Here is an 18,880-nt window from a genome sequence, read left to right as displayed (position 1 = left end):
TTTGAGACGTAAATTTGTATTGCTGCTGGAGATCGGTCTGGTCCTGGCGGGTTTGCTGCTGGGCGCTTCGGCCTGGAAGCTCAACTCGGCCCTTGAGCAGCCCTTGAATCTGACCCAGGAGCAATTGCTGGACGTACCGGCCGGCGCGACGCCCACCGGCACCTTCAATCGCCTGGAAAATGACGGCGTGCTCAAGGATGCGTTCTGGTTGCGTCTCTACTGGCGCTTCAATCTCGACGGCCAGCCGCTGCACAGCGGTGAATATCGCATGACCCCGGGCCTCACCGCCGAAGGCTTGATCGGCCTGTGGCAGCGTGGCGAAGTGGTGCAGTACAGCATCACGCTGGTGGAGGGCTGGAACTTCCGTCAGGTGCGCGCCGCCCTGGCCAAGCACGAGAAGATCGAGCAAACCCTGTCGGGCCTGACTGACAGCGAAGTCATGGAAAAACTTGGCCACCCCGGTGTGTTCCCCGAAGGCCGCTTCTTCCCGGACACCTACCGCTTCGTGCGCGGCATGAGCGACGTCGAGTTACTGAAAAAATCCTACAACCGTCTGGACGATGTCCTCGCCCAGGAGTGGAGCAAGCGTGCGGCCGACGCGCCGTACACCGAGCCCTATCAAGCGCTGATCATGGCCTCGCTGGTGGAGAAAGAAACCGGCGTGCCGGAAGAGCGCGGCCAGATTGCCGGGGTTTTTGTACGGCGCATGCAGATCGGCATGCTGCTGCAAACCGACCCGACCGTGATCTACGGCCTCGGCGAGCGCTACACCGGCAAGCTGACCCGTGCCCATCTCAAGGAAGCCACGCCCTACAACACCTACGTGATCGCCGGCCTGCCGCCGACGCCGATTGCCATGGTCGGGCGTGAGGCGATCCATGCCGCGCTGAACCCGGTGGCGGGCAGCAGCCTGTATTTTGTCGCCCGTGGCGACGGCAGCCATATTTTCTCGGACAACCTGGATGCGCATAACGCTGCGGTGCGTGAGTTCCAGATGAAGCGCCGCGCTGACTACCGTTCCAGCCCGGCGCCCGCGCCGGCGGCAAAACCTGGGGACGCGCCGGTGGATACGCCCGCCGAGCCAACTCCAGCCACTGACGACGCAGCACCGCAAAGCCCGCAATGACTCTGACTAAGGACTGCCTGTGACTGGCTTGTTTATTACCCTGGAAGGCCCGGAAGGCGCCGGCAAAAGCACCAACCGTGAATACCTGGCCGAGCGCCTGCGCGCCGAAGGTATCGAGGTGCTGCTGACCCGTGAGCCCGGCGGCACGCCCCTGGCCGAGCGTATCCGTGAAGTGCTGTTGACCCCGGGCGACGAACAGATGAATCCCGACACCGAGCTGCTGCTGGTATTCGCCGCCCGCGCCCAGCACCTGGCCGAAGTCATTCGCCCGGCCCTGGCCCGTGGCGCCGTGGTGATTTGTGACCGGTTTACCGACTCCACCTACGCCTATCAAGGCGGCGGTCGTGGCTTATCCCTTGAGCGCATTGCGACGCTGGAAACCTTCGTCCAGGGCGATCTGCGGCCCGACCTGACCCTGGTGTTCGATCTGCCGGTGGAAGTCGGCATGGCCCGCGCCACGGCCCGTGGTCGCCTGGATCGTTTCGAGCTTGAAACCCGAGTGTTTTTTGAGGCCGTGCGCGGTGCGTTTCTCAAGCGCGCCGAAGCCGACCCCGCCCGTTATTACCTGCTGGACGCCGCGCAGCCCCTGACTCACGTACAACAGGCGATTGACGCCCTGTTGCCGAAACTCGTGGAGCGTGTCCGTGGCTGAAGCCTACCCGTGGCAGGACAGTCTCTGGCAGCAACTGGCGGGCCGTGCCCAGCACGCCCATGCCTACTTGCTTCACGGCCCGGCGGGCATCGGCAAGCGCGCCTTGGCGGAGCGGTTGATGGCCAGCTTGTTGTGCCAGCGGCCCAACGGCCTGGAGGCTTGCGGCGAATGTAAATCCTGCATGCTGCTGAAGGCCGGCAGCCACCCGGACAACTACCTGCTGGAACCCGAAGAAGCCGACAAGGCGATCAAGGTCGACCAGGTGCGTGATCTGGTCAGCTTCGTGGTGCAGACCGCGCAGATGGGTGGGCGCAAGGTGGTACTCATCGAGCCGGTGGAGTCGATGAACATCAACGCCGCCAACGCCTTGCTCAAGAGCCTCGAAGAACCGTCCGGCGATACCGTGCTGCTGTTGGTAAGCCACCAGTCCAGCCGCCTGCTGCCGACTATCCGCAGCCGCTGCGTGCAACAGGCTTGCCCGTTGCCGAGCGAAGCCATGAGCCTGCAGTGGCTGGCCCAGGCGTTGCCGGAGTGCGGCGAGGCCGAGCGCGTCGAGCTGTTGACCCTGGCCGCCGGTTCGCCCCTGGCCGCCGTCAAGCTCCATGCCCAGGGCGTGCGGGAACAGCGTGCGCTGGTGGTGGACGGCGTGAAGAAACTGCTCAAGCAGGAAGTGTCGGCCACGCAACTGGCCGAAACCGCCTGGAAAGACATTCCCTTGCTGCTGCTGTTCGACTGGTTCTGCGACTGGTCGAGCTTGGTCCTGCGCTACCAACTGACCCAGGACGAAAGCGGCCTGGGCCTTCCGGACATGCGCAAGGTGGTGCAATACCTGGCGCAGAAGAGTGCCCAGGACAAGGTCCTGAACATTCAGGACTGGATCCTCGCCCAACGCCAGAAAGTACTGGGCAAGGCCAACCTCAACCGTGTGCTGTTGCTTGAGGCCTTGCTGGTGCAGTGGGTCGGCTTGCTCGGCCGGCGTTAATTTCAGTGGCCGACGGGTGTATCGTTGGCCAGACACTTCCCGTGACTCAAGTTGTAGACCTCTATGCTCGTAGATTCCCATTGCCACCTTGATCGCCTCGACCTGGCCCAGCACGGTGGCTCCCTTGATGCCGCCCTCGAAGCAGCGCGCCAGCGCGGCGTAGGGCATTTCCTGTGCATCGGCGTCAGCGCCGAAAACGCCGCCGACGTCAAAGCCCTGGCCGATCGTTATGCCGACGTCGACTGCTCGGTGGGCATTCATCCGCTGGACCTGAAGCCCGGCGAAGCCCCGGCCCTCGACTGGTTGCTTGGCGAACTCAATCACCCGCGCGTGGTGGCCATCGGCGAGACCGGCCTGGATTACCACTACGAACCGGAAGCCGCCGAGTTGCAGCAGGCGTCGTTCCGCCTGCACCTGCAAGCGGCCCGGCAAACCGGCAAGCCGGTGATCGTCCACACCCGTGGTGCCCGTGCCGACACCCTGACCCTGCTGCGCGAAGCCGCGCTGCCCCAAGCCGGTGTGCTGCACTGCTTCACCGAAGACTGGGACATGGCCAAGGCCGCGCTCGACCTGGGTTTCTACATTTCGCTGTCGGGCATCGTCACCTTCCGCAATGCCGACGCCCTGCGCGATGTGGCGCGCCAAGTGCCGGCAGACCGCCTGCTGGTGGAAACCGATTCGCCGTACCTGGCGCCGATTCCCCATCGCGGCAAGCCCAACCTGCCGGAATACGTGCGGGATGTGGCGGATTACCTGGCGATGCTGCGGGGCGAGTCTTACGAGCGTTTTGCCGAACAGACCACCGAAAACTTCAAGCGCCTGTTCCCGCTGGCCCACGTCGGCCACTAAATCGCAGGCAAAAAAAACCCGGGTTCTGGGGGGTGAATCCGGGCTAAGACCATTAGGAGTAAAACAAGGGTACGCAGTCCGTCGGTACCCAGGTCGACGCGTCACTTGGGGGAGATGCCACGCCGACATTTCAAGTATTGATCAGTATCCGATTCAGTCCAGCCACATCTGATCGTTTTTTAAACAGATTTGGAATACGCCCGCTTCGGTTGAGTTCTCATTGATTGCGATGCACAGGCGGCAGCGGGCTGTTTTATTTCTGACTCAAATCGGCTTATTCGTTGGCGCGCTGTAAGTTAAGTGCAAAGGTTGTTCATATAGGCGTTGCCCAACGACCGTTCAGTCGGGATAATCCCGCGCACCGGGTAAAACGTTCCCACAAGCACGGCTTGGGGCACACCACCCTCCCAATATCCACCTCTGCAGACCTTTTTCTTATGCACAAAGAACCCCGCAAGGTCCGTGAGTTTCGCCGCCGCGAGCAGGAAATTCTCGACACCGCACTCAAGCTGTTCCTCGATCAGGGTGAAGACAGCGTCACCGTCGAGATGATTGCGGATGCCGTGGGTATCGGCAAAGGCACCATCTACAAGCACTTCAAGTCCAAGGCCGAGATCTACCTGCGCCTGATGCTCGACTACGAGCGCGACCTGAACGAGCTGCTGCATTCGGCCGATGTCGACAAGGACAAGGAGGCGCTGTCCCGCGCCTATTTCGAGTTCCGCATGCGTGACCCGCAGCGCTACCGCCTGTTTGATCGCCTGGAAGAAAAAGTGGTCAAGGGCCATCAGGTGCCGGAAATGGTCGAGGAGTTGCACAAGATCCGTGCCTCGAACTTCGAACGCCTGACCCTGCTGATCAAGGGCCGCATCAGCGAAGGCAAGCTCGAAGACGTGCCGCCGTATTTCCACTACTGCGCCGCCTGGGCGTTGGTGCACGGCGCCGTGGCGCTGTATCACTCGCCGTTCTGGAGCAATGTGCTGGAAGACCAGGAAGGTTTCTTCCAGTTCCTGATGGACATCGGCGTGCGCATGGGCAACAAGCGCAAGCACAGCACCGATCTGCCGAACGCCGAAACCCCAGCTGCCCAATGATTTACTGCCTTGCGCAGTAACCCAGGAATATACTCAGGCAAGGACTCTTGCTAAAACTTGATTTTTCAGTCAGGTTTTAGCGCGCCCCCAAATTATCCTCTGCCGGAGTGGTTCATGATCGTTGATCGTCAAGGCAGGCGATTCCGCAATTTGCGGATCAGCCTGACCTCAGCCTGCAATTACGCCTGTACCTACTGCGTGCCCAACGGCAAGCGGCTGGTGGCTGCGCAGGATGAACTCTCGGCTGAGGCGATGGCGCGTGGCGTCGAGTACCTGATCGAGGCCGCGGGCATCGAGCGCCTGCGCATTACTGGTGGCGAGCCACTGGTCAGCCCCAAGCTGGAAGCCTTCATGGGCGCGGTGGGGCAGATGGGCCTGAGTGACATCAGCCTGACCACCAATGGCCAGTTGCTGGCGCGCAAATTGCCGCTGCTGGTGGACGCCGGGATTCGCCGCATCAACGTGTCCCTCGACACCCTGGACGCCGACGCCTTCCGCAGCATCGCCCGGGGTGGCGACCTGGCCACCGTGCTTGATGGCATGGACCAGGCCAGCGCCGCCGGCATCAAGATCAAGGTCAATATGGTGCCGTTGCGCGGCCAGAACCTCGACCAGGTGATGCCGCTGCTCGACTATTGCCTGGAGCGTGGTTACGAGCTGCGCTTTATCGAATTGATGCGCATGGGCCACCTGGCCACCGATTCCAACGCGTTCCTGCAGCAGTTCGTCAGCCTCCAGCAATTGCTCAGCCTGATCGGCGAGCATCATGAATACCTGCAAGCCAATGCCCCGGTGGACGCCACCGCCGTTCGCTACGAAGTGCCCGGCAAGGGTTTCTTTGGCGTCATCGCCAATGAAAGCGTGCCGTTCTGCCGGACCTGCTCGCGCTTGCGCCTGTCGTCCACCGGCTGGCTGCATGGCTGCCTGTCGTCGAGCAACCGCCACTATGTCGGCGACCTGTTGGACAAACCCCGCCACCAGGCCCTGCCGGCCTTGCAGCGCTTGCTGGTCAAAGCCCTGGGCGACAAGCAGGAAGTGGCATTCTCCGGCGGCGCCACCATCATGAAGATCATCGGCGGCTAGTCCCGCAAGCTGGCGCAAAATCTGCATCTCGTGCCCATTCGCCGGTTTTCCGTCACCGGCTTCTGGAGAATTAGGATGCGTAGTCTGGTTTTGGTGCTGGCGTCACTCGCGCTGGGTGGCTGCATGACCGTCAGTGATATGGCCGAAGGCACGCGCTATCAGATGAGCGATGCCGGGCTGCTGGACCACAGCGATACCCGCCGCGTCAATTCGGTCCGCATACAACCGGACTCCTTCGTCTTCATCGCCCAAGGCGCATTCACTCCTCCGGGCAGCGCGTATCCGCGGCCTAACGTGGTGGCTGAGGAAGCGTTCAACGGGTTTGTCGAATATTTCCCGATGGTCCGCCGCGCCCGCAAGCCTGAAGGCCTGGAGCAGGCGATGTCTGAAGCCCGCGCAGCCGGCGCGCATTACCTGTTGTACTGCCGCTTTGCCCAGGCGGATGACCGTATCGGCAACGCCGATGAATGGTCTGACCAGGAGGCGGTGGATCGCCTGGGTATCGACACCGGGACCATCCAGGTCATGTTGATCGAGACCAGCACCCAGTATTTGATTGATACTGTGCGGATTCGCAGTCGTGGCGGTTTACTGACGTTCCACGACAACAAGCCTGAAGATCTGATCGGCAAGCCCCTGGCGCACTACGCGCGCAGCCTGTTGGGCATGAGCGATCAGTAAGACACAAGGAGTACCGCATGACCGATTCGGCCAAGGCCAATGAGTTGTTGGCGCAATTGCCCAAGGGCAAGGGGCCCGCGCCGGTGCATCTGTGGAACCCGGCGTTTTGCGGCGATATCGACATGCGCATCGCCCGGGACGGCACCTGGTTCTACATGGGCACGCCGATTGGCCGCAAGCCGATGGTCAAGCTGTTCTCCAATATCATCCGCCGCGATGGCGATGATTATTTCCTGATCACGCCGGTGGAAAAGGTCGGGATCAAGGTCGATGATGCGCCCTTCGTCGCCGTCACCCTGGAAGTCGAAGGGCAGGGCGAAAGCCAGGTCCTGCGCTTTACCACCAACGTGGATGAACAGGTCGAGGCCGGTATCGAACACCCGCTGCGGGTGGTGATCGACCCGCACACCCAGGAACCCTCGCCGTACCTGCGGGTGCGCACCAACCTCGAAGCCCTGGTTCACCGCAACGCGTTCTATCAGTTGGTGGAGCTGGCGGTGACCCGTCCGATCAACGGTAAGAACTGGCTTGGCGTCTGGAGCGGCGGGGTATTTTTCCCCATCGGCCTGGAACCCTGAGGCTGAATTTCCCCTTCTCCTGAAATAATTCGCTTGCTGTAGCCGGGCGCTTTCGGTTATCAATTTGTACATGATTAGACATGTCCGATTTGATAAGAAAAAACGCGTCGTCGACGAGCTGATCCGCCGGATTGAGGGTGGAGTGATGGCCGACGGTGTCCTGCTGCCGGGTGAGCACCAGTTGGCCGAAGAATTTTCCGTCAGCCGCGGCACCCTGCGTGAAGCCCTGGCCGAGCTCAAGCGCCGCAGCTACATCGCCACCCAAAGCGGCGTTGGCTCCATCGTCACCTTCGACGGCATGGTGCTGGACCAGCGCAGCGGCTGGGCCCAGGCCCTGGCTGACACTGGTGCGGTGGTGACCTCCGAAATCCTGCGTCTGGAAGCGGTCACCCGGCCAGACCTGCTCAGCAGCCACGGCACTGACCAATTCATCGCCCTCGACCGCCGCCGTCGCGCCGCCGACGGCACGTTCGTGTCCCTGGAGCGCTCGCTGATGCCGGCCTCCGGTGGCCTGGAAAGCCTGCCGCACGTCGGCCTGATCGATAACTCCCTGACCATCACCCTGGCGGCTTACGGCTTCGTCGGCGCCACCGGCAGCCAATGGATCGGTGCCGAGCCGTTGACCGAGGAAGACGCCCAATTGCTGGGCCGCCCGGTGGGCACGGTGTTTCTCAAGGCCCTGCGCACCACCTACGACCGGCAGGACCGGTTCATGGAATCCGTCGAAAGCCTGCTCGACCCTCTGCATTTCCGCCTGCACCTTCAATTTGGAACACCGACATGACCGCCACTACCCGTGCCCTCGGCGCCTTCTACGGCCTGGCCCTGGGCGATGCATTGGGCATGCCCACCCAGTCCCTGAGCCGCGAGCAGGTCAAGGCGCGTTTCGGCGTGATCACCGCCCTGGAAGATGCCGACGCCGATCAACCGATCGCGCCGAACATGCCCAAGGGCTCGATCACCGATGACACCGAACAGGCGATCCTGGTCGGCCAGTTGCTGGTCGACGGGCAGGGCAAGATTGAACCCACCGAACTCGCTCAGCGCCTGATCGACTGGGAAGCGGTGATGCGCGCCAAGGGCTCCCAGGATTTGCTGGGCCCGTCGACCAAACGCGCGATCGACATGATCCTGGCCGGCCACACGCCGGAAGAATCCGGGCGCTACGGCACCACCAACGGCGCCGCGATGCGCATCACCCCGGTGGGCATCGCGGCCGACGTCAACGACCCGGTGCAGTTCATCCAGGCGGTGATTCAGGCATGTCAGGTCACTCACAACACCAACCTGGGCATCTCCAGCGCCGCGGCGGTGGCGGCGGTGGTGTCTGCCGGGATCAACGGTGTCGATCTGGGCGAAGCGCTGAACATTGGCACCCAGATCGCCCAGCAGGCTGAAAGCCATGGCCACTGGATTGCCGGCGGGCGCATCGCCACCCGCATCAGTTGGGCGCGCACCTTGAGCGTCGACAGCGGCGACAAGGCCCTGTTTACCGATTTGCTCTACGAATTGATCGGCACCTCCGTCGCGTCCCAGGAATCGGTGGTGGTGTCGTTTGCCCTCGCGCAGCAAGTCGCGGTGGGTGAAGTGAACGCCTTCGAGGCGCTGTGCATGGCCGCCAGCCTGGGTGGCGACACCGACACCATCGCTGCGATTCTCGGCGCGATGCTCGGTGCGTGCCTGGGGATGCAGTGCTGGCCTGAGGCGATGATCGAGCAGGTCAAACAGGTGAATGGCCTGGACCTGGAGCCGCTGGTTCACGGGCTGCTCGCATTGCGCTGAGCACCGCCGCTCCCACATTGATCCAGTCGAGTCAGGAAGACCGGAACACAGATTCAACTTGCCAACCTGCCACAACCACAAAAAACAGGCATCAGGAGCACCCCACCATGAGTACGTCCTCTTCCGGCCAAAGCGCCGGGCAATTGGAAACACGCGGCATCGAGCCGGTCCCGGAAGGCGAGTGCAACGGCCATCCGCTGCAACTGTTCTGGGTCTGGTTTGCGGCCAACATCAGCATTCTCGGTTTGCCCCTGGGCGCGACCCTCGTGGCGTTTCGCGGCCTGGCGATCTGGCAGGCGATCATCGTCGCGATCCTCGGCGCCGCCGGTTCGTTTGCGGTGGTGGGCATCATCTCCATCGCCGGCCGTCGTGGCCGTGCGCCGAGCCTGACCCTGTCCCGGGCGATCTTCGGCGTGCGCGGTAATATCGGCCCTACGCTGGTGTCGCTGATGTCGCGCCTGGGCTGGGAAACCGTCAACACCACCACCGCCGCATTCGTGCTGCTGTCGTTGTGCTCGATCCTGTTCAACTCGCCGGTTGCGGCCAAAAGTGCACCGGTACTGACCCTGCTGTTCATCGGCCTCTTCGTGCTGCTGACCCTGGCCGTCTCCGGCCTGGGCCACGCCACCTTGCTGGTGATCCAGAAGTGGGCCACCTACGTGTTCGGTGCACTGAATATCCTGGTGGGCGGTTTCCTTTGCGCCACCATCGACTGGAGTGCGGTGTTCAACGCCACGCCTGCACCGATGAGCGCGATGATCATCGGCATCGGCACCATGGCGGCCGGTACCGGTATCGGCTGGGCCAACGCCGGTGCCGATATGTCGCGCTACCAGCATCGCAGCGTCAAGGCCGTGCGCCTGGTGGCGTCGGCCGCCTTTGGTGCGGGGATTCCGCTGGTGCTGTTGATCACCCTCGGCGGCCTGCTGTCGGTGGGCAACAACGACCTGGCCTCGGCCACCGACCCGATCATCGCGATCCGCGACATGCTGCCGACCTGGATGGCGGTGCCGTACCTGATCACCGCGTTTGGCGGGCTGCTGTTGTCGAATAACCTGTCGGTGTACTCGGCCGGTCTCACCACCTTGACCCTCGGTTTGAAGGTCAAGCGTGTGCACGCGGTGATCGTCGACATCGTCGCGATCTTCGCCGGCTCGATCTACTTCATGCTGATCGCCGACAGCTTCTACGGCCCGTTCATCACGTTCATCTCGTTGCTGGCCGTACCGATCACCGCTTGGGTCGGGATCTTTGTGGTCGACCTGATTCATCGCCACTACTACAGCCCCAAAGACCTGCTCGACGTGACGCCAAGCAGTGCCTACTGGTACCGCGGCGGGGTTGAGTGGCGTGCATTTGGCGCCTGGGCGATTGCGATTGTGCTGGGCTTCAGTTTCACCACCATCGGTACCACGGCCGAGAACATCTGGTTTGCCGGGCCGCTGTCCGATTCCTGGCTGGGCCACAACGGCCTGGGCTGGATCGTCACCTTCCTGGTGGCCGGCGGGATTTATGCGGTACTGGGTGGCGCGGCTGATCGTCGCCCGGCTTTGGTAGAGAGCGCTAATGTCTAGATTGCTGCACAGCGGCCAGGTCATCGTTGACCTGGTCATGTCCCTCGACACGTTGCCCGCCACTGGCGGCGATGTATTGGCCAACTCCGCCAGCTTCGAAGCCGGCGGCGGCTTCAACGTAATGGCCGCCGCCCGGCGCAACGGCTTGCCGGTGGTCTATCTGGGCCGCCATGGCACCGGTCGCTTTGGCGACCTGGCGCGCGCGGCGATGCAGGCCGAGGGCATTGAAATGGCCCTGGCCGCCAGCGACGACAAGGACACCGGCCTGTGTGTGTCCCTGACCGAAGCCACCACCGAGCGCACCTTCATTTCCCATATCGGCGCCGAAGGTGACTTGCTGGCGCAAGACCTGGCGAATGCCGTGCCCCACGCAGATGACTATGTGTACGTCAGCGGCTACAGCTTGCTGCTGGAGGGCAAGGCCCAGGCGTTGCTCGATTGGCTATTGGCATTGCCGCGCCAGATCACGGTGGTGTTCGACCCGGGCCCGCTGGTCAAGGCGCCGGACTCGGCTTTGATGGTCGCTTTGTTGCCGCGCATCGACATCTGGACCAGCAACGGCCCGGAAGCCCTGGCGTTCACCGGCGCCAGCGATCTTGCAGGCGCATTGCTCAAGCTCAACGAGCACCTGCCCGCCAACACCTTGCTGGTGGTACGCGACGGGCCGAATGGCTGCTGGGTCAGCCGTAACGGCGAGGCCGAGCATGTGCCGGGGTTCAAGGTCAAGGCGGTGGACAGCAACGGCGCCGGCGACGCCCACGCCGGGGTGTTTGTCGCAGGCTTGGCGAATGGCCTGGCGCCGGCGGTGGCCGCGCGTCGCGCGAATGCGGCGGCGGCACTTGCTGTCACGCGCTGGGGCCCGGCGACCTCACCGGGTACGGCAGAAGTGGATGCGTTGTTGAGCGCGGGCTGATTCGGCAGAATGGTCGCCATTCAGCACGGAGCAGCGTCATGACCCAGAACATCTACGACACCGAGGTTTTCTTCGAGGGCTACAGCAAAATGGGCCGCTCGGTGGAAGGCCTCGCCGGCGCCCCGGAGTGGCCCGCGTTGCAGGCGATGCTGCCGCCCATGTCGGGGTTGAAAGTGGTGGACCTGGGTTGCGGCTACGGCTGGTTCAGCCGCTGGGCCCAGGAGCAGGGCGCCGAGCAGGTTCTGGGGCTGGATGTCTCGCACAAGATGCTGACGCGGGCGAAAGAGATGACGTCCTCGTCGGCCATCACCTACGCCATCGCCGACCTTGAACACCTCGACCTTCCTGCCGCTACCTTCGACCTGGCCTACAGCTCGCTGGCTTTCCATTACATCGTCGATCTGAAAGGCCTGTTCGCGCGCATCCATCAGGCGTTGGTGCCGGGCGGGCGGTTTGTGTTTTCCATCGAGCACCCGATCTTCATGGCGCCCCGGCAACCGGGCTGGCTGATTGATGAGCAAGGGCACAAGAGCTGGCCGGTGGACAGCTATCAACTGGAGGGGCCGCGGGTCACCAACTGGTTGGCGGATGGCGTGATCAAGCAGCACCGCACGTTGGGCACATTGCTGACGCTGTTGATCGAGGCGGGTTTTACCTTGAGCCATGTGAACGAGTGGGGCCCGAGCGAGGCGGACCTGAAGGCCCGCCCGGCACTGGCCGAAGAGCTGGAACGACCGATGATGCTATTGGTCGCCGCTCACCGCTGACACCGCTATTGGCCCGCTTCGCTTTCCAGCTTGCGGGCCGCTTCCACGCCGGACGCGGTGAGCTTGATCGGCAGGTTCAGCGCGTGTTCACCGGCTTCGTTGCAGGTCACATGGCCTTCCTTGATCCAGCCGCGGTCCTGCAAGGTGGCCAGGGCGCTGGCCACCACTTTTTCACCCCGGTAGTTGTCCAGCACTTCCTTGCCCAGCCCACTCGGGTGGGCATGGAGCAGGCGGGTCAGGACTTCTTTTTCAAGGTTGTGATCGACGTTCATGCATACCTCTTCACTGGGAAATGGTTGGGTGTTCGTCTGTGCCGCGCGTTAAGGCGCTGGCTGTTTTGGCGCGCCGGGGATGTTGGAGTCGTCGCCCTTGTTGATCGAGGGCGAAGTGGCACCCGGGCCCATTTTGCCGTTTGGCACCGCACCGCTGTTGCGGTTGGTATCGTCGCCCTGGGTGCGCGGGTCTTTGCTGTTGTCGATGATGGCGCCGCCGTTGGTGTCCATGCCGGTGCCCATCGAGTCTTTCGACTCCTGGGTCGCCGGGTTGGGCGGGCTGCCGACAGGGTCGGTGGGGCCGGTGCTAGAGCCTGTGGTGGCGGCAAAGCTGCTCAGCGAAACGGCAGACAGCAAACCGGTGAGGGCGAGGGCGGCAAATTTGGAAGTCGTCATGATGGTGTCTCCATATGATTAATGTCCTTACCTGATATTGGTCCGCCCCTGTTTGCGATTCGTGCCTCGATACCGACGAACGGTGTTACGTCGCTTGTAAGATTTTGTGTGACGCGATTCGCCGCCATATCAATCGCGCCACCGTGATCAGCCAGTTGAGCAACGCCACGGCCAGCACGCTCATCAACAGGGTCGGCATGCCGTACTCGACGATGACCTTGCCCGCCAGCAGCGGGAAGCCGAACACCCCGATAAAGTACGCCAGGCTGAACAGCAGCAACGCCTGGGACGTGGTGCCCGCCGGTGCTTCGTTGGCGGCCAGGCCATTGATCACCGAATATGTGAGGCCATAACCCACGCCCAGGGTGACCGCCGCCAGCAGGTAGCTGAAGCTGCTACTGACCTTGAACCCGAACAGGAAAATCGACACCAGCATCAACCCGGACAACACACAGGCCGCCCAATACGGGTCACGCTTGACCACGAAGCTGGCGATCAACAGGCGGCTGGTAATCGCCGCGCTCATGAAGCCCAGAAAGAACAGCGAATAGTCCAGCCCGTGCATCGCCGCGTAGCTCGTCTGGAAACTCGACAGCCCGCCAAACACGCACCCGCCGAGGCCCACCATGATGATCGCGAACACCGCCCTCGACGACAGCACCTTGCGCGTGGCCGACCAGGAAATCTTCGACACCGGTGCGGTGTGCTGACGGAGTGCAGCACCCAGCCGCCAGAAAATCACCACACCGACCAGGCTCGCCAGCGCTGCGATGTGGAACGCTGCTGTCAGGGAAAAATCCAGGGCACTGGCCGCCCGACCCAGCAGCGGCCCGGACCCGATCCCTGTCATCATGCTGCCCGAGAGCAGGGCGAAATATTTGGCACGCTGCGCCGGCTCCACCAGCATCGCCACGATGATCGGCCCGAGGGTGTAGAACACGCCCCAGCCCAACCCCAGCGACAAGCCAAAGAACATCAGCCCTTCGCCAAACCCTGGCGCCAGCGCAAAGCCCAGGCACGCCACCACCAGCAGCACACCGAGCAGGGCGATCGACCTGGCCGCCCCCAACAGGTCAGCCAGATGCCCGGAAACCAACACCGCCACAAAGGTGCTGAGCATTGCCATGGAGATCACGCTGCCGGCGTCGTGTTCGTTACCACCGCGGGAATGGATCAGCAGCGACAGCAAAAACGTCGAGCCATAGGACAGGGAAAGCAAGTAGCTGGCGAGGCAGAAAAGGCCGAACAGTTTTCCGCCGACCGCAGGTGAGGAGTGCATGAAGGTGCCTGGAGTTTGTTGGATTTATGCCCAACTTTTTACCATGCACGGCTTGCGGGTTTGTTCTGTGGTTAGCGGTTTTTGCATTAGCCCGCAGCGGAGTAACGGCGCTTTTAGGGTGTGCCGATTTCTTCGATAAACAGGTCCATGAATCCCTTCAGACGCTCATGCCGAACCCGCGCCAGATGTTGCCCGGTCGGGGTCTGAAACCCGTCCGCCAGATGCAGAAGCTTGGTCTGGAAATGGTCGAGGCAAAAGCGCTTGTCGTCGTACTCGCGGTGCCGTGCCGTTGGGTCTGCCGGGTCATACAGCCCGCTACCCATGCGCCCGGCGATATAAAACGTGCGGGCCACGCCGATCATGCCGAGGGAATCCAGACGGTCGGCGTCCTGCACAATCTTCGCCTCAAGCGTCAGCGGCGTCAGGCCCGCCGAAAAGCTGTGAGTCTCGATGGCGTGGGTCACCGCAGCAATCGTCCCGGGCTGCCACTTCAATCCCTGCAAAATCTCCCCGGCCTTGTCCGCCGCCAGTTTCGATGCCTTGGACCGCAACGGCGAATTCTTCTCCACCGCCACGCAGTCATGCAGCAGCACCGCCGCCAGCAGCACTTCAAGTTCGCCGCCTTCCTCGGCCTGGATCGACCGCACGTTGTGCCACACGCGTTGCAAGTGGGACAGGTCGTGGGCGCCATCTTCCGAAGGCTCAAGGGCACAGGGCAATAAAGTCGCGGCGAGGTCGGTCAGTGGCGTGAAGGGCATGGGGATTCTCAACGGTCGATAGCCTGCAGGTTAGCCGCGAATGAAATTGCACTGCAATCGGTCATTAAACCGCCTTAGTATGTGTGCTTTCTTTTCCTGACAAGGCCAGTCCATGACCATCGAGATTCGCCCCGCCGTGCCCAGCGATGCTGCGCAAATCCTGGCCTTTATCACCGAGCTTGCCGACTACGAAAAAGCTCGCCACGAGGTGATCGCCAGCGTGGTGGACATCGAGCGCAGCCTGTTCAGCGAAGGCGCCACGGCCCACGGCCTGATCTGCCTGCGGGACGGGTTGCCGATCGGTTTTGCGGTGTTCTTCTTCAGCTATTCCACCTGGCTCGGCAGCAACTGCCTGTACCTCGAAGACCTGTACATCAACCCGGAGCAGCGCGGCGGCGGGGCGGGCAAGAAACTGCTGCGCCACCTGGCGAAAATCGCCTGTGACAACGGTTGCGGGCGTTTCGAGTGGAGCGTGCTGGACTGGAACGAACCGGCCATCGCGTTCTACAAATCCATCGGCGCCCAGCCCCAGGAAGAATGGGTGCGCTACCGCATGGAAGGCGACGCCCTGAGGGATTTTGCCCAGGGTTAAACGCGCATAAAGGGCCGGCGATCACAGCCGGTTTTTTTATGATTTTGCTCACTATATGGGATGATAATTTATATATTGAGATGTTCCGGTTTCTGGGTTTATAGTCTTGCGCATCAGCACTCACTACCAAAAACAAAACAGGTGAAGCGATGCAGGCACAACCGTTGTCGTTACCTCCGGTGCCCGAGCCGACTTACGGCGAGCGACTGAAGCACAAAGTCGTGGTCATCACCGGCGCTGCCCAGGGCATTGGCGAGGCCATCGTGGCTTGCTTCCAGGCCCAGCAGGCGCGGCTGGTGATCGGTGATATCCAGGGCGAGAAGGTCGAGCAAGTTGCCGCCCACTGGCGCGAACGCGGCGCCGAGATCTACGCGCAACCCGTCGACATCACCTCCAAGGACCAATGGCGCGCCCTGGTGGACGTGGCCATCGAACGCTTTGGTCGCGTGGACGTGCTGGTCAACTGCGCCGGCGTCAACGTGTTCCGTGACCCACTGGAAATGACCGACGAAGACTGGCGCCGCTGCTTCGCCATCGACCTCGACGGCGCCTGGTACGGCTGCCGCACTGTGTTGCCGCACATGATCGAGCAGGGCATCGGCAACATCATCAACATCGCCTCCACCCACTCCAGCCACATCATTCCCGGTTGCTTCCCGTATCCGGTGGCCAAGCACGGGCTGCTCGGGCTGACCCGTGCCCTGGGCATTGAATACGCGCCCAAGGGCATCCGCGTGAATGCCATTGCGCCGGGCTATATCGAAACCCAACTCAACGTCGATTACTGGAACGGCTTCGACGACCCCCACGCCGAGCGTCAGCGCGCCTTCGACCTGCACCCGCCAAAACGCATCGGCCAGCCGATTGAAGTGGCGATGACCGCACTGTTTCTGGCGACCGATGAGGCGCCCTTTATCAATGCCACCTGCCTGATGATCGATGGCGGGCGGTCGGTGATGTACCACGATTAAGCCGAACAACTCTCCAATAACAACAAGAGGTGGTTTATGTTCAAGAAGACAGTGCGCACCCTTGCGGTCGCCGTTGCTCTCAGCAGTCTCAGCACCCTCGCATTCGCTGAAGAAGTAAAGATCGGCTTCCTGGTCAAGCAAGCTGAAGAGCCCTGGTTCCAGACCGAATGGGCGTTCGCCGAAAAAGCCGGCAAGGACCATGGTTTCACCGTGATCAAGATCGCCGTGCCCGACGGCGAGAAAACCCTTTCTGCCATCGACACCCTGGCCGCCAACGGTGCCAAGGGTTTCGTGATCTGCCCGCCGGACGTGTCCCTCGGCCCGGCAATCATGGCCAAGGCCAAGCTCAATAATCTGAAAGTGCTGGCGGTGGACGACCGCTTCGTCGACGCCAAGGGCAAGCCCATGGAAGACGTGCCTTACGTCGGCCTGGACGCCTACAAGATTGGCCAGAAACAAGGCGAAGCCATGGCCACCGAGGCTAAAAATCGCAAGTGGGACTGGAAGGACACCTACGCCGTCATCAACACCTTCGACGAGCTGGAAACCGGCAAGAAACGCACCGACGGTTCGGTAGAAGGCCTCAAGGCCGCCGGTCTGCCGGTCGACCATATCCTGTTCACTGCACAGAAAACCCTCGACGTGCCGGGCGCCATGGACTCCACCAACTCGGCCCTGGTGAAACTGCCCAGCGGCGCGAAAAACCTGCTGATCGGCGGCATGAACGACAGCACCGTGCTGGGCGGCGTGCGCGCCACCGAAAGCGCCGGCTTCAAGGCGCCGAATGTGATCGGCGTGGGCATCAACGGCACCGACGCTATCGAAGAACTGAAAAAATCCGACACCGGTTTCTACGGCTCGATGCTGCTCAGCCCGGATGCCTCCGGTTATAAAACCGCTACCTCGATGTTCGAGTGGGTCACAAAAGGCACGGAGCCAGCCAAGTTCACCGCGCTGGATAACGTGACCCTGATCACCCGCGCCAACTTCAAGGAAGAGTTGAGCAAGATCGGTCTGTGGAAATGAGCAGCGCCGCCGCAGAGAGCCTGCGCTTCAACGGCATCGGCAAGGAGTTTCCCGGGGTGAAAGCCCTGGCGCAGATCAGCTTTGAAGCGCGGCCCCATTCGGTGCATGCGCTGATGGGCGAGAACGGCGCGGGCAAGTCGACCTTGCTGAAAATCCTCGGCGGTTTTTATCCGCCCAACAGCGGCAGTCTGCAGTTGGGCGAACGCAGCGTCAGTTTCAAGTCGGCGGCCGACAGCATCGCCAGCGGCATCGCGGTGATTCACCAGGAGCTGCAACTGGTGCCGGAAATGACCGTCGCCGAGAACCTGCTGCTGGGCCATATGCCGTCGCGCTTCGGCGTGGTCAATCGCGGCGCGATGGTGCGCAAGGCGCGGGAACTGCTCAAGGGCCTGGCGGATGAAATCGATCCGAACATGCGCCTGGGCAGCCTGTCCCTCGGCCAGCGGCAACTGGTGGAAATCGCCAAGGCCATGTCGCGCAACGCCCATGTGATTGCCTTCGACGAACCCACCAGCAGCCTCTCGGCCCGTGAGATCGAGCGGCTGATGGTGATCATCGCCCGGCTGCGGGATGAAGGCCGGGTGATCCTCTACGTGTCACACCGCATGGAAGAAGTGTTCCGGATTTGCGATGCGGTGACGGTGTTCAAGGACGGGCGTTTCGTGCGCACGTTTGAAGACATGGCGCAGTTGAACGTCGACCAGTTGGTTAACTGCATGGTCGGGCGCGACATCCAGGACATCTATAACTACCGGCCGCGCGAACACTCCGGTGAAGCGTTGCGGGTAGAAGGTTTGCTTGGGCCGGGGTTGCAGGAACCGGTGAGTTTGCAGGTGAACAAAGGCGAGATTCTCGGGCTGTTCGGTTTGGTCGGGGCAGGGCGCACGGAGCTGTTGCGCCTGCTGGCCGGGTTGTCGCGCAGCACCCAGGGTGCGCTGGTGTTGCACGGTGAGGCGCAGACGTTCAAGACCCCACGGGATGCGATTGCGGCCGGTGTGCTGCTGTGCCCCGAGGACCGCAAGAAGGAAGGCATCGTGCCTCGCGCCAGTGTCGCGGAGAACATCAACATCAGTGCGCGCCGTGACCATGCGCGGTTCGGTTGGCTGATCCAGGGTGGCTGGGAACGCACCAACGCCCAGCGGCAAATCAGCGCGCTGAACGTGCGCACACCGTCGGCCGACCAACCGATTCTGTTCCTGTCGGGCGGCAATCAGCAGAAGGCGATTCTGGGTCGTTGGTTGTCGATGCCGATGAAAGTCTTGCTGCTGGACGAGCCGACCCGCGGCATCGATATCGGTGCCAAGTCGGAGATCTACCAGATCATCCACAACCTGGCGGCCAGCGGCATTGCGGTGATCGTGGTGTCCAGCGACCTGATGGAGGTGATGGGCATCTCCGACCGCATCCTGGTGATGAGCGAAGGCGCCCTGACCGGCGAATTGACCCGCGATCAAGCGGACGAAGCACGGCTGCTGCAACTGGCTCTTCCGCGTACGCGGGATTGA

At 62.3% G+C, this 18,880-nt stretch carries 21 protein-coding genes; 17 read left to right on the top strand and 4 right to left on the bottom strand.

Annotated elements, in window-relative coordinates; all coding sequences use genetic code 11:
* Window position 1 precedes the first annotated feature (1 nt).
* The 13 genes from mltG to JFV30_RS20745 all read left to right on the top strand — a co-directional run bounded on the left by mltG (window position 2) and on the right by JFV30_RS20745 (window position 12,081).
* Window positions 2-1,126 carry an endolytic transglycosylase MltG gene (mltG, locus tag JFV30_RS20805; protein ID WP_029615718.1) on the top strand — a complete coding sequence of 375 codons (1,125 nt, stop codon included), beginning with the start codon at window positions 2-4 and terminating at the stop codon, window positions 1,124-1,126.
* A gap of 19 nt (window positions 1,127-1,145) precedes the next feature.
* The gene (gene tmk, locus JFV30_RS20800; RefSeq protein WP_010165894.1) at window positions 1,146-1,778 is read left to right on the top strand and encodes a dTMP kinase; all 633 of its coding nucleotides are present in this window, start codon (window positions 1,146-1,148) and stop codon (window positions 1,776-1,778) included.
* A complete protein-coding gene (locus JFV30_RS20795) occupies window positions 1,771-2,760 on the top strand; it encodes a DNA polymerase III subunit delta' (protein ID WP_169386006.1) in 990 nt (329 codons plus the stop codon). The genes tmk and JFV30_RS20795 overlap by 8 nt, the downstream gene beginning before the upstream one ends.
* A 63-nt stretch (window positions 2,761-2,823) precedes the next feature.
* The gene (locus tag JFV30_RS20790) at window positions 2,824-3,609 is read left to right on the top strand and encodes a TatD family hydrolase (protein WP_169386005.1); all 786 of its coding nucleotides are present in this window, start codon (window positions 2,824-2,826) and stop codon (window positions 3,607-3,609) included.
* A 437-nt stretch (window positions 3,610-4,046) separates the two neighbouring features.
* On the top strand, window positions 4,047-4,703 hold the full coding sequence (locus JFV30_RS20785; protein WP_010165901.1) for a TetR/AcrR family transcriptional regulator: 657 nt from the start codon (window positions 4,047-4,049) through the stop codon (window positions 4,701-4,703).
* 114 nt (window positions 4,704-4,817) lie between these two features.
* The gene (locus JFV30_RS20780) at window positions 4,818-5,786 is read left to right on the top strand and encodes a GTP 3',8-cyclase MoaA (protein WP_010165903.1); all 969 of its coding nucleotides are present in this window, start codon (window positions 4,818-4,820) and stop codon (window positions 5,784-5,786) included.
* Window positions 5,787-5,861: 75 nt separating this feature from the next.
* The gene (locus tag JFV30_RS20775; protein ID WP_010165905.1) at window positions 5,862-6,467 is read left to right on the top strand and encodes a DUF4823 domain-containing protein; all 606 of its coding nucleotides are present in this window, start codon (window positions 5,862-5,864) and stop codon (window positions 6,465-6,467) included.
* 17 nt (window positions 6,468-6,484) lie between these two features.
* A complete protein-coding gene (locus JFV30_RS20770) occupies window positions 6,485-7,045 on the top strand; it encodes a DUF1285 domain-containing protein (RefSeq protein ID WP_201125071.1) in 561 nt (186 codons plus the stop codon).
* A gap of 70 nt (window positions 7,046-7,115) precedes the next feature.
* A complete protein-coding gene (locus tag JFV30_RS20765) occupies window positions 7,116-7,829 on the top strand; it encodes a GntR family transcriptional regulator (protein ID WP_201125070.1) in 714 nt (237 codons plus the stop codon).
* Entirely contained in the window at window positions 7,826-8,827 is a 1,002-nt protein-coding gene (locus JFV30_RS20760) for an ADP-ribosylglycohydrolase family protein (RefSeq protein ID WP_201125069.1), read from the top strand. Before JFV30_RS20765 ends, JFV30_RS20760 begins: the two co-directional genes overlap by 4 nt.
* A gap of 107 nt (window positions 8,828-8,934) precedes the next feature.
* A complete protein-coding gene (locus JFV30_RS20755) occupies window positions 8,935-10,401 on the top strand; it encodes a purine-cytosine permease family protein (RefSeq protein WP_010165912.1) in 1,467 nt (488 codons plus the stop codon).
* Window positions 10,394-11,314, top strand: coding sequence for a PfkB family carbohydrate kinase (locus JFV30_RS20750; protein ID WP_201125068.1), 921 nt, complete (start codon window positions 10,394-10,396; stop codon window positions 11,312-11,314). Before JFV30_RS20755 ends, JFV30_RS20750 begins: the two co-directional genes overlap by 8 nt.
* A 38-nt stretch (window positions 11,315-11,352) precedes the next feature.
* Window positions 11,353-12,081, top strand: coding sequence for a class I SAM-dependent methyltransferase (locus JFV30_RS20745; RefSeq protein ID WP_201125067.1), 729 nt, complete (start codon window positions 11,353-11,355; stop codon window positions 12,079-12,081).
* Between the two features lie 5 nt (window positions 12,082-12,086).
* On the opposite strand, the gene JFV30_RS20740 is transcribed toward JFV30_RS20745, so the two are convergent.
* From JFV30_RS20740 to JFV30_RS20725, 4 genes are all read right to left on the bottom strand, one after another.
* Window positions 12,087-12,353: a hypothetical protein gene (locus JFV30_RS20740; RefSeq protein ID WP_010165918.1), complete on the bottom strand. Its 267-nt coding sequence runs from the start codon at window positions 12,351-12,353 to the stop codon at window positions 12,087-12,089.
* A gap of 48 nt (window positions 12,354-12,401) precedes the next feature.
* Entirely contained in the window at window positions 12,402-12,749 is a 348-nt protein-coding gene (locus tag JFV30_RS20735) for a hypothetical protein (protein ID WP_010165919.1), read from the bottom strand.
* 85 nt (window positions 12,750-12,834) lie between these two features.
* A complete protein-coding gene (locus tag JFV30_RS20730; protein WP_201125066.1) occupies window positions 12,835-14,028 on the bottom strand; it encodes an MFS transporter in 1,194 nt (397 codons plus the stop codon).
* Window positions 14,029-14,141: 113 nt separating this feature from the next.
* Complete coding sequence (locus JFV30_RS20725; protein WP_169386001.1) at window positions 14,142-14,786, bottom strand: HD domain-containing protein; 645 nt, start codon at window positions 14,784-14,786, stop codon at window positions 14,142-14,144.
* 112 nt (window positions 14,787-14,898) lie between these two features.
* Between JFV30_RS20725 and JFV30_RS20720 the strand changes: the two genes are divergently transcribed.
* The 4 genes from JFV30_RS20720 to araG all read left to right on the top strand — a co-directional run bounded on the left by JFV30_RS20720 (window position 14,899) and on the right by araG (window position 18,880).
* Window positions 14,899-15,378 (top strand): GNAT family N-acetyltransferase, encoded by a 480-nt coding sequence (locus JFV30_RS20720; RefSeq protein WP_010165922.1) that lies wholly within the window; start codon window positions 14,899-14,901, stop codon window positions 15,376-15,378.
* Window positions 15,379-15,527: 149 nt separating this feature from the next.
* Entirely contained in the window at window positions 15,528-16,349 is an 822-nt protein-coding gene (locus tag JFV30_RS20715) for an SDR family oxidoreductase (RefSeq protein ID WP_201125065.1), read from the top strand.
* Between the two features lie 36 nt (window positions 16,350-16,385).
* Window positions 16,386-17,375 (top strand): substrate-binding domain-containing protein, encoded by a 990-nt coding sequence (locus JFV30_RS20710; RefSeq protein WP_169386000.1) that lies wholly within the window; start codon window positions 16,386-16,388, stop codon window positions 17,373-17,375.
* A complete protein-coding gene (araG, locus tag JFV30_RS20705; RefSeq protein ID WP_201125064.1) occupies window positions 17,372-18,880 on the top strand; it encodes an L-arabinose ABC transporter ATP-binding protein AraG in 1,509 nt (502 codons plus the stop codon). The genes JFV30_RS20710 and araG overlap by 4 nt, the downstream gene beginning before the upstream one ends.

It is taken from the genome of Pseudomonas sp. TH32 (assembly GCF_016650855.1).
GTDB lineage: Bacteria > Pseudomonadota > Gammaproteobacteria > Pseudomonadales > Pseudomonadaceae > Aquipseudomonas.
Note: the sequence above shows the minus strand (reverse complement) of the source record. Positions and strands in the feature narration are given on the sequence as shown.

Bases quoted from the DNA above. Each gene is read 5' to 3' on its own strand.
- JFV30_RS20740 (WP_010165918.1), bottom strand. From the start codon at position 12,353: ATGAACGTCGATCACAACCTTGAAAAAGAAGTCCTGACCCGCCTGCTC.
- JFV30_RS20790 (WP_169386005.1), top strand. From the start codon at position 2,824: ATGCTCGTAGATTCCCATTGCCACCTTGATCGCCTCGACCTGGCCCAG.
- JFV30_RS20730 (WP_201125066.1), bottom strand. From the start codon at position 14,028: ATGCACTCCTCACCTGCGGTCGGCGGAAAACTGTTCGGCCTTTTCTGC.
- JFV30_RS20725 (WP_169386001.1), bottom strand. From the start codon at position 14,786: ATGCCCTTCACGCCACTGACCGACCTCGCCGCGACTTTATTGCCCTGT.
- araG (WP_201125064.1), top strand. From the start codon at position 17,372: ATGAGCAGCGCCGCCGCAGAGAGCCTGCGCTTCAACGGCATCGGCAAG.
- JFV30_RS20745 (WP_201125067.1), top strand. From the start codon at position 11,353: ATGACCCAGAACATCTACGACACCGAGGTTTTCTTCGAGGGCTACAGC.
- JFV30_RS20780 (WP_010165903.1), top strand. From the start codon at position 4,818: ATGATCGTTGATCGTCAAGGCAGGCGATTCCGCAATTTGCGGATCAGC.
- JFV30_RS20760 (WP_201125069.1), top strand. From the start codon at position 7,826: ATGACCGCCACTACCCGTGCCCTCGGCGCCTTCTACGGCCTGGCCCTG.
- JFV30_RS20755 (WP_010165912.1), top strand. From the start codon at position 8,935: ATGAGTACGTCCTCTTCCGGCCAAAGCGCCGGGCAATTGGAAACACGC.
- JFV30_RS20720 (WP_010165922.1), top strand. From the start codon at position 14,899: ATGACCATCGAGATTCGCCCCGCCGTGCCCAGCGATGCTGCGCAAATC.
- JFV30_RS20715 (WP_201125065.1), top strand. From the start codon at position 15,528: ATGCAGGCACAACCGTTGTCGTTACCTCCGGTGCCCGAGCCGACTTAC.
- JFV30_RS20785 (WP_010165901.1), top strand. From the start codon at position 4,047: ATGCACAAAGAACCCCGCAAGGTCCGTGAGTTTCGCCGCCGCGAGCAG.
- JFV30_RS20735 (WP_010165919.1), bottom strand. From the start codon at position 12,749: ATGACGACTTCCAAATTTGCCGCCCTCGCCCTCACCGGTTTGCTGTCT.
- JFV30_RS20765 (WP_201125070.1), top strand. From the start codon at position 7,116: ATGATTAGACATGTCCGATTTGATAAGAAAAAACGCGTCGTCGACGAG.
- JFV30_RS20750 (WP_201125068.1), top strand. From the start codon at position 10,394: ATGTCTAGATTGCTGCACAGCGGCCAGGTCATCGTTGACCTGGTCATG.
- JFV30_RS20770 (WP_201125071.1), top strand. From the start codon at position 6,485: ATGACCGATTCGGCCAAGGCCAATGAGTTGTTGGCGCAATTGCCCAAG.
- JFV30_RS20710 (WP_169386000.1), top strand. From the start codon at position 16,386: ATGTTCAAGAAGACAGTGCGCACCCTTGCGGTCGCCGTTGCTCTCAGC.
- JFV30_RS20775 (WP_010165905.1), top strand. From the start codon at position 5,862: ATGCGTAGTCTGGTTTTGGTGCTGGCGTCACTCGCGCTGGGTGGCTGC.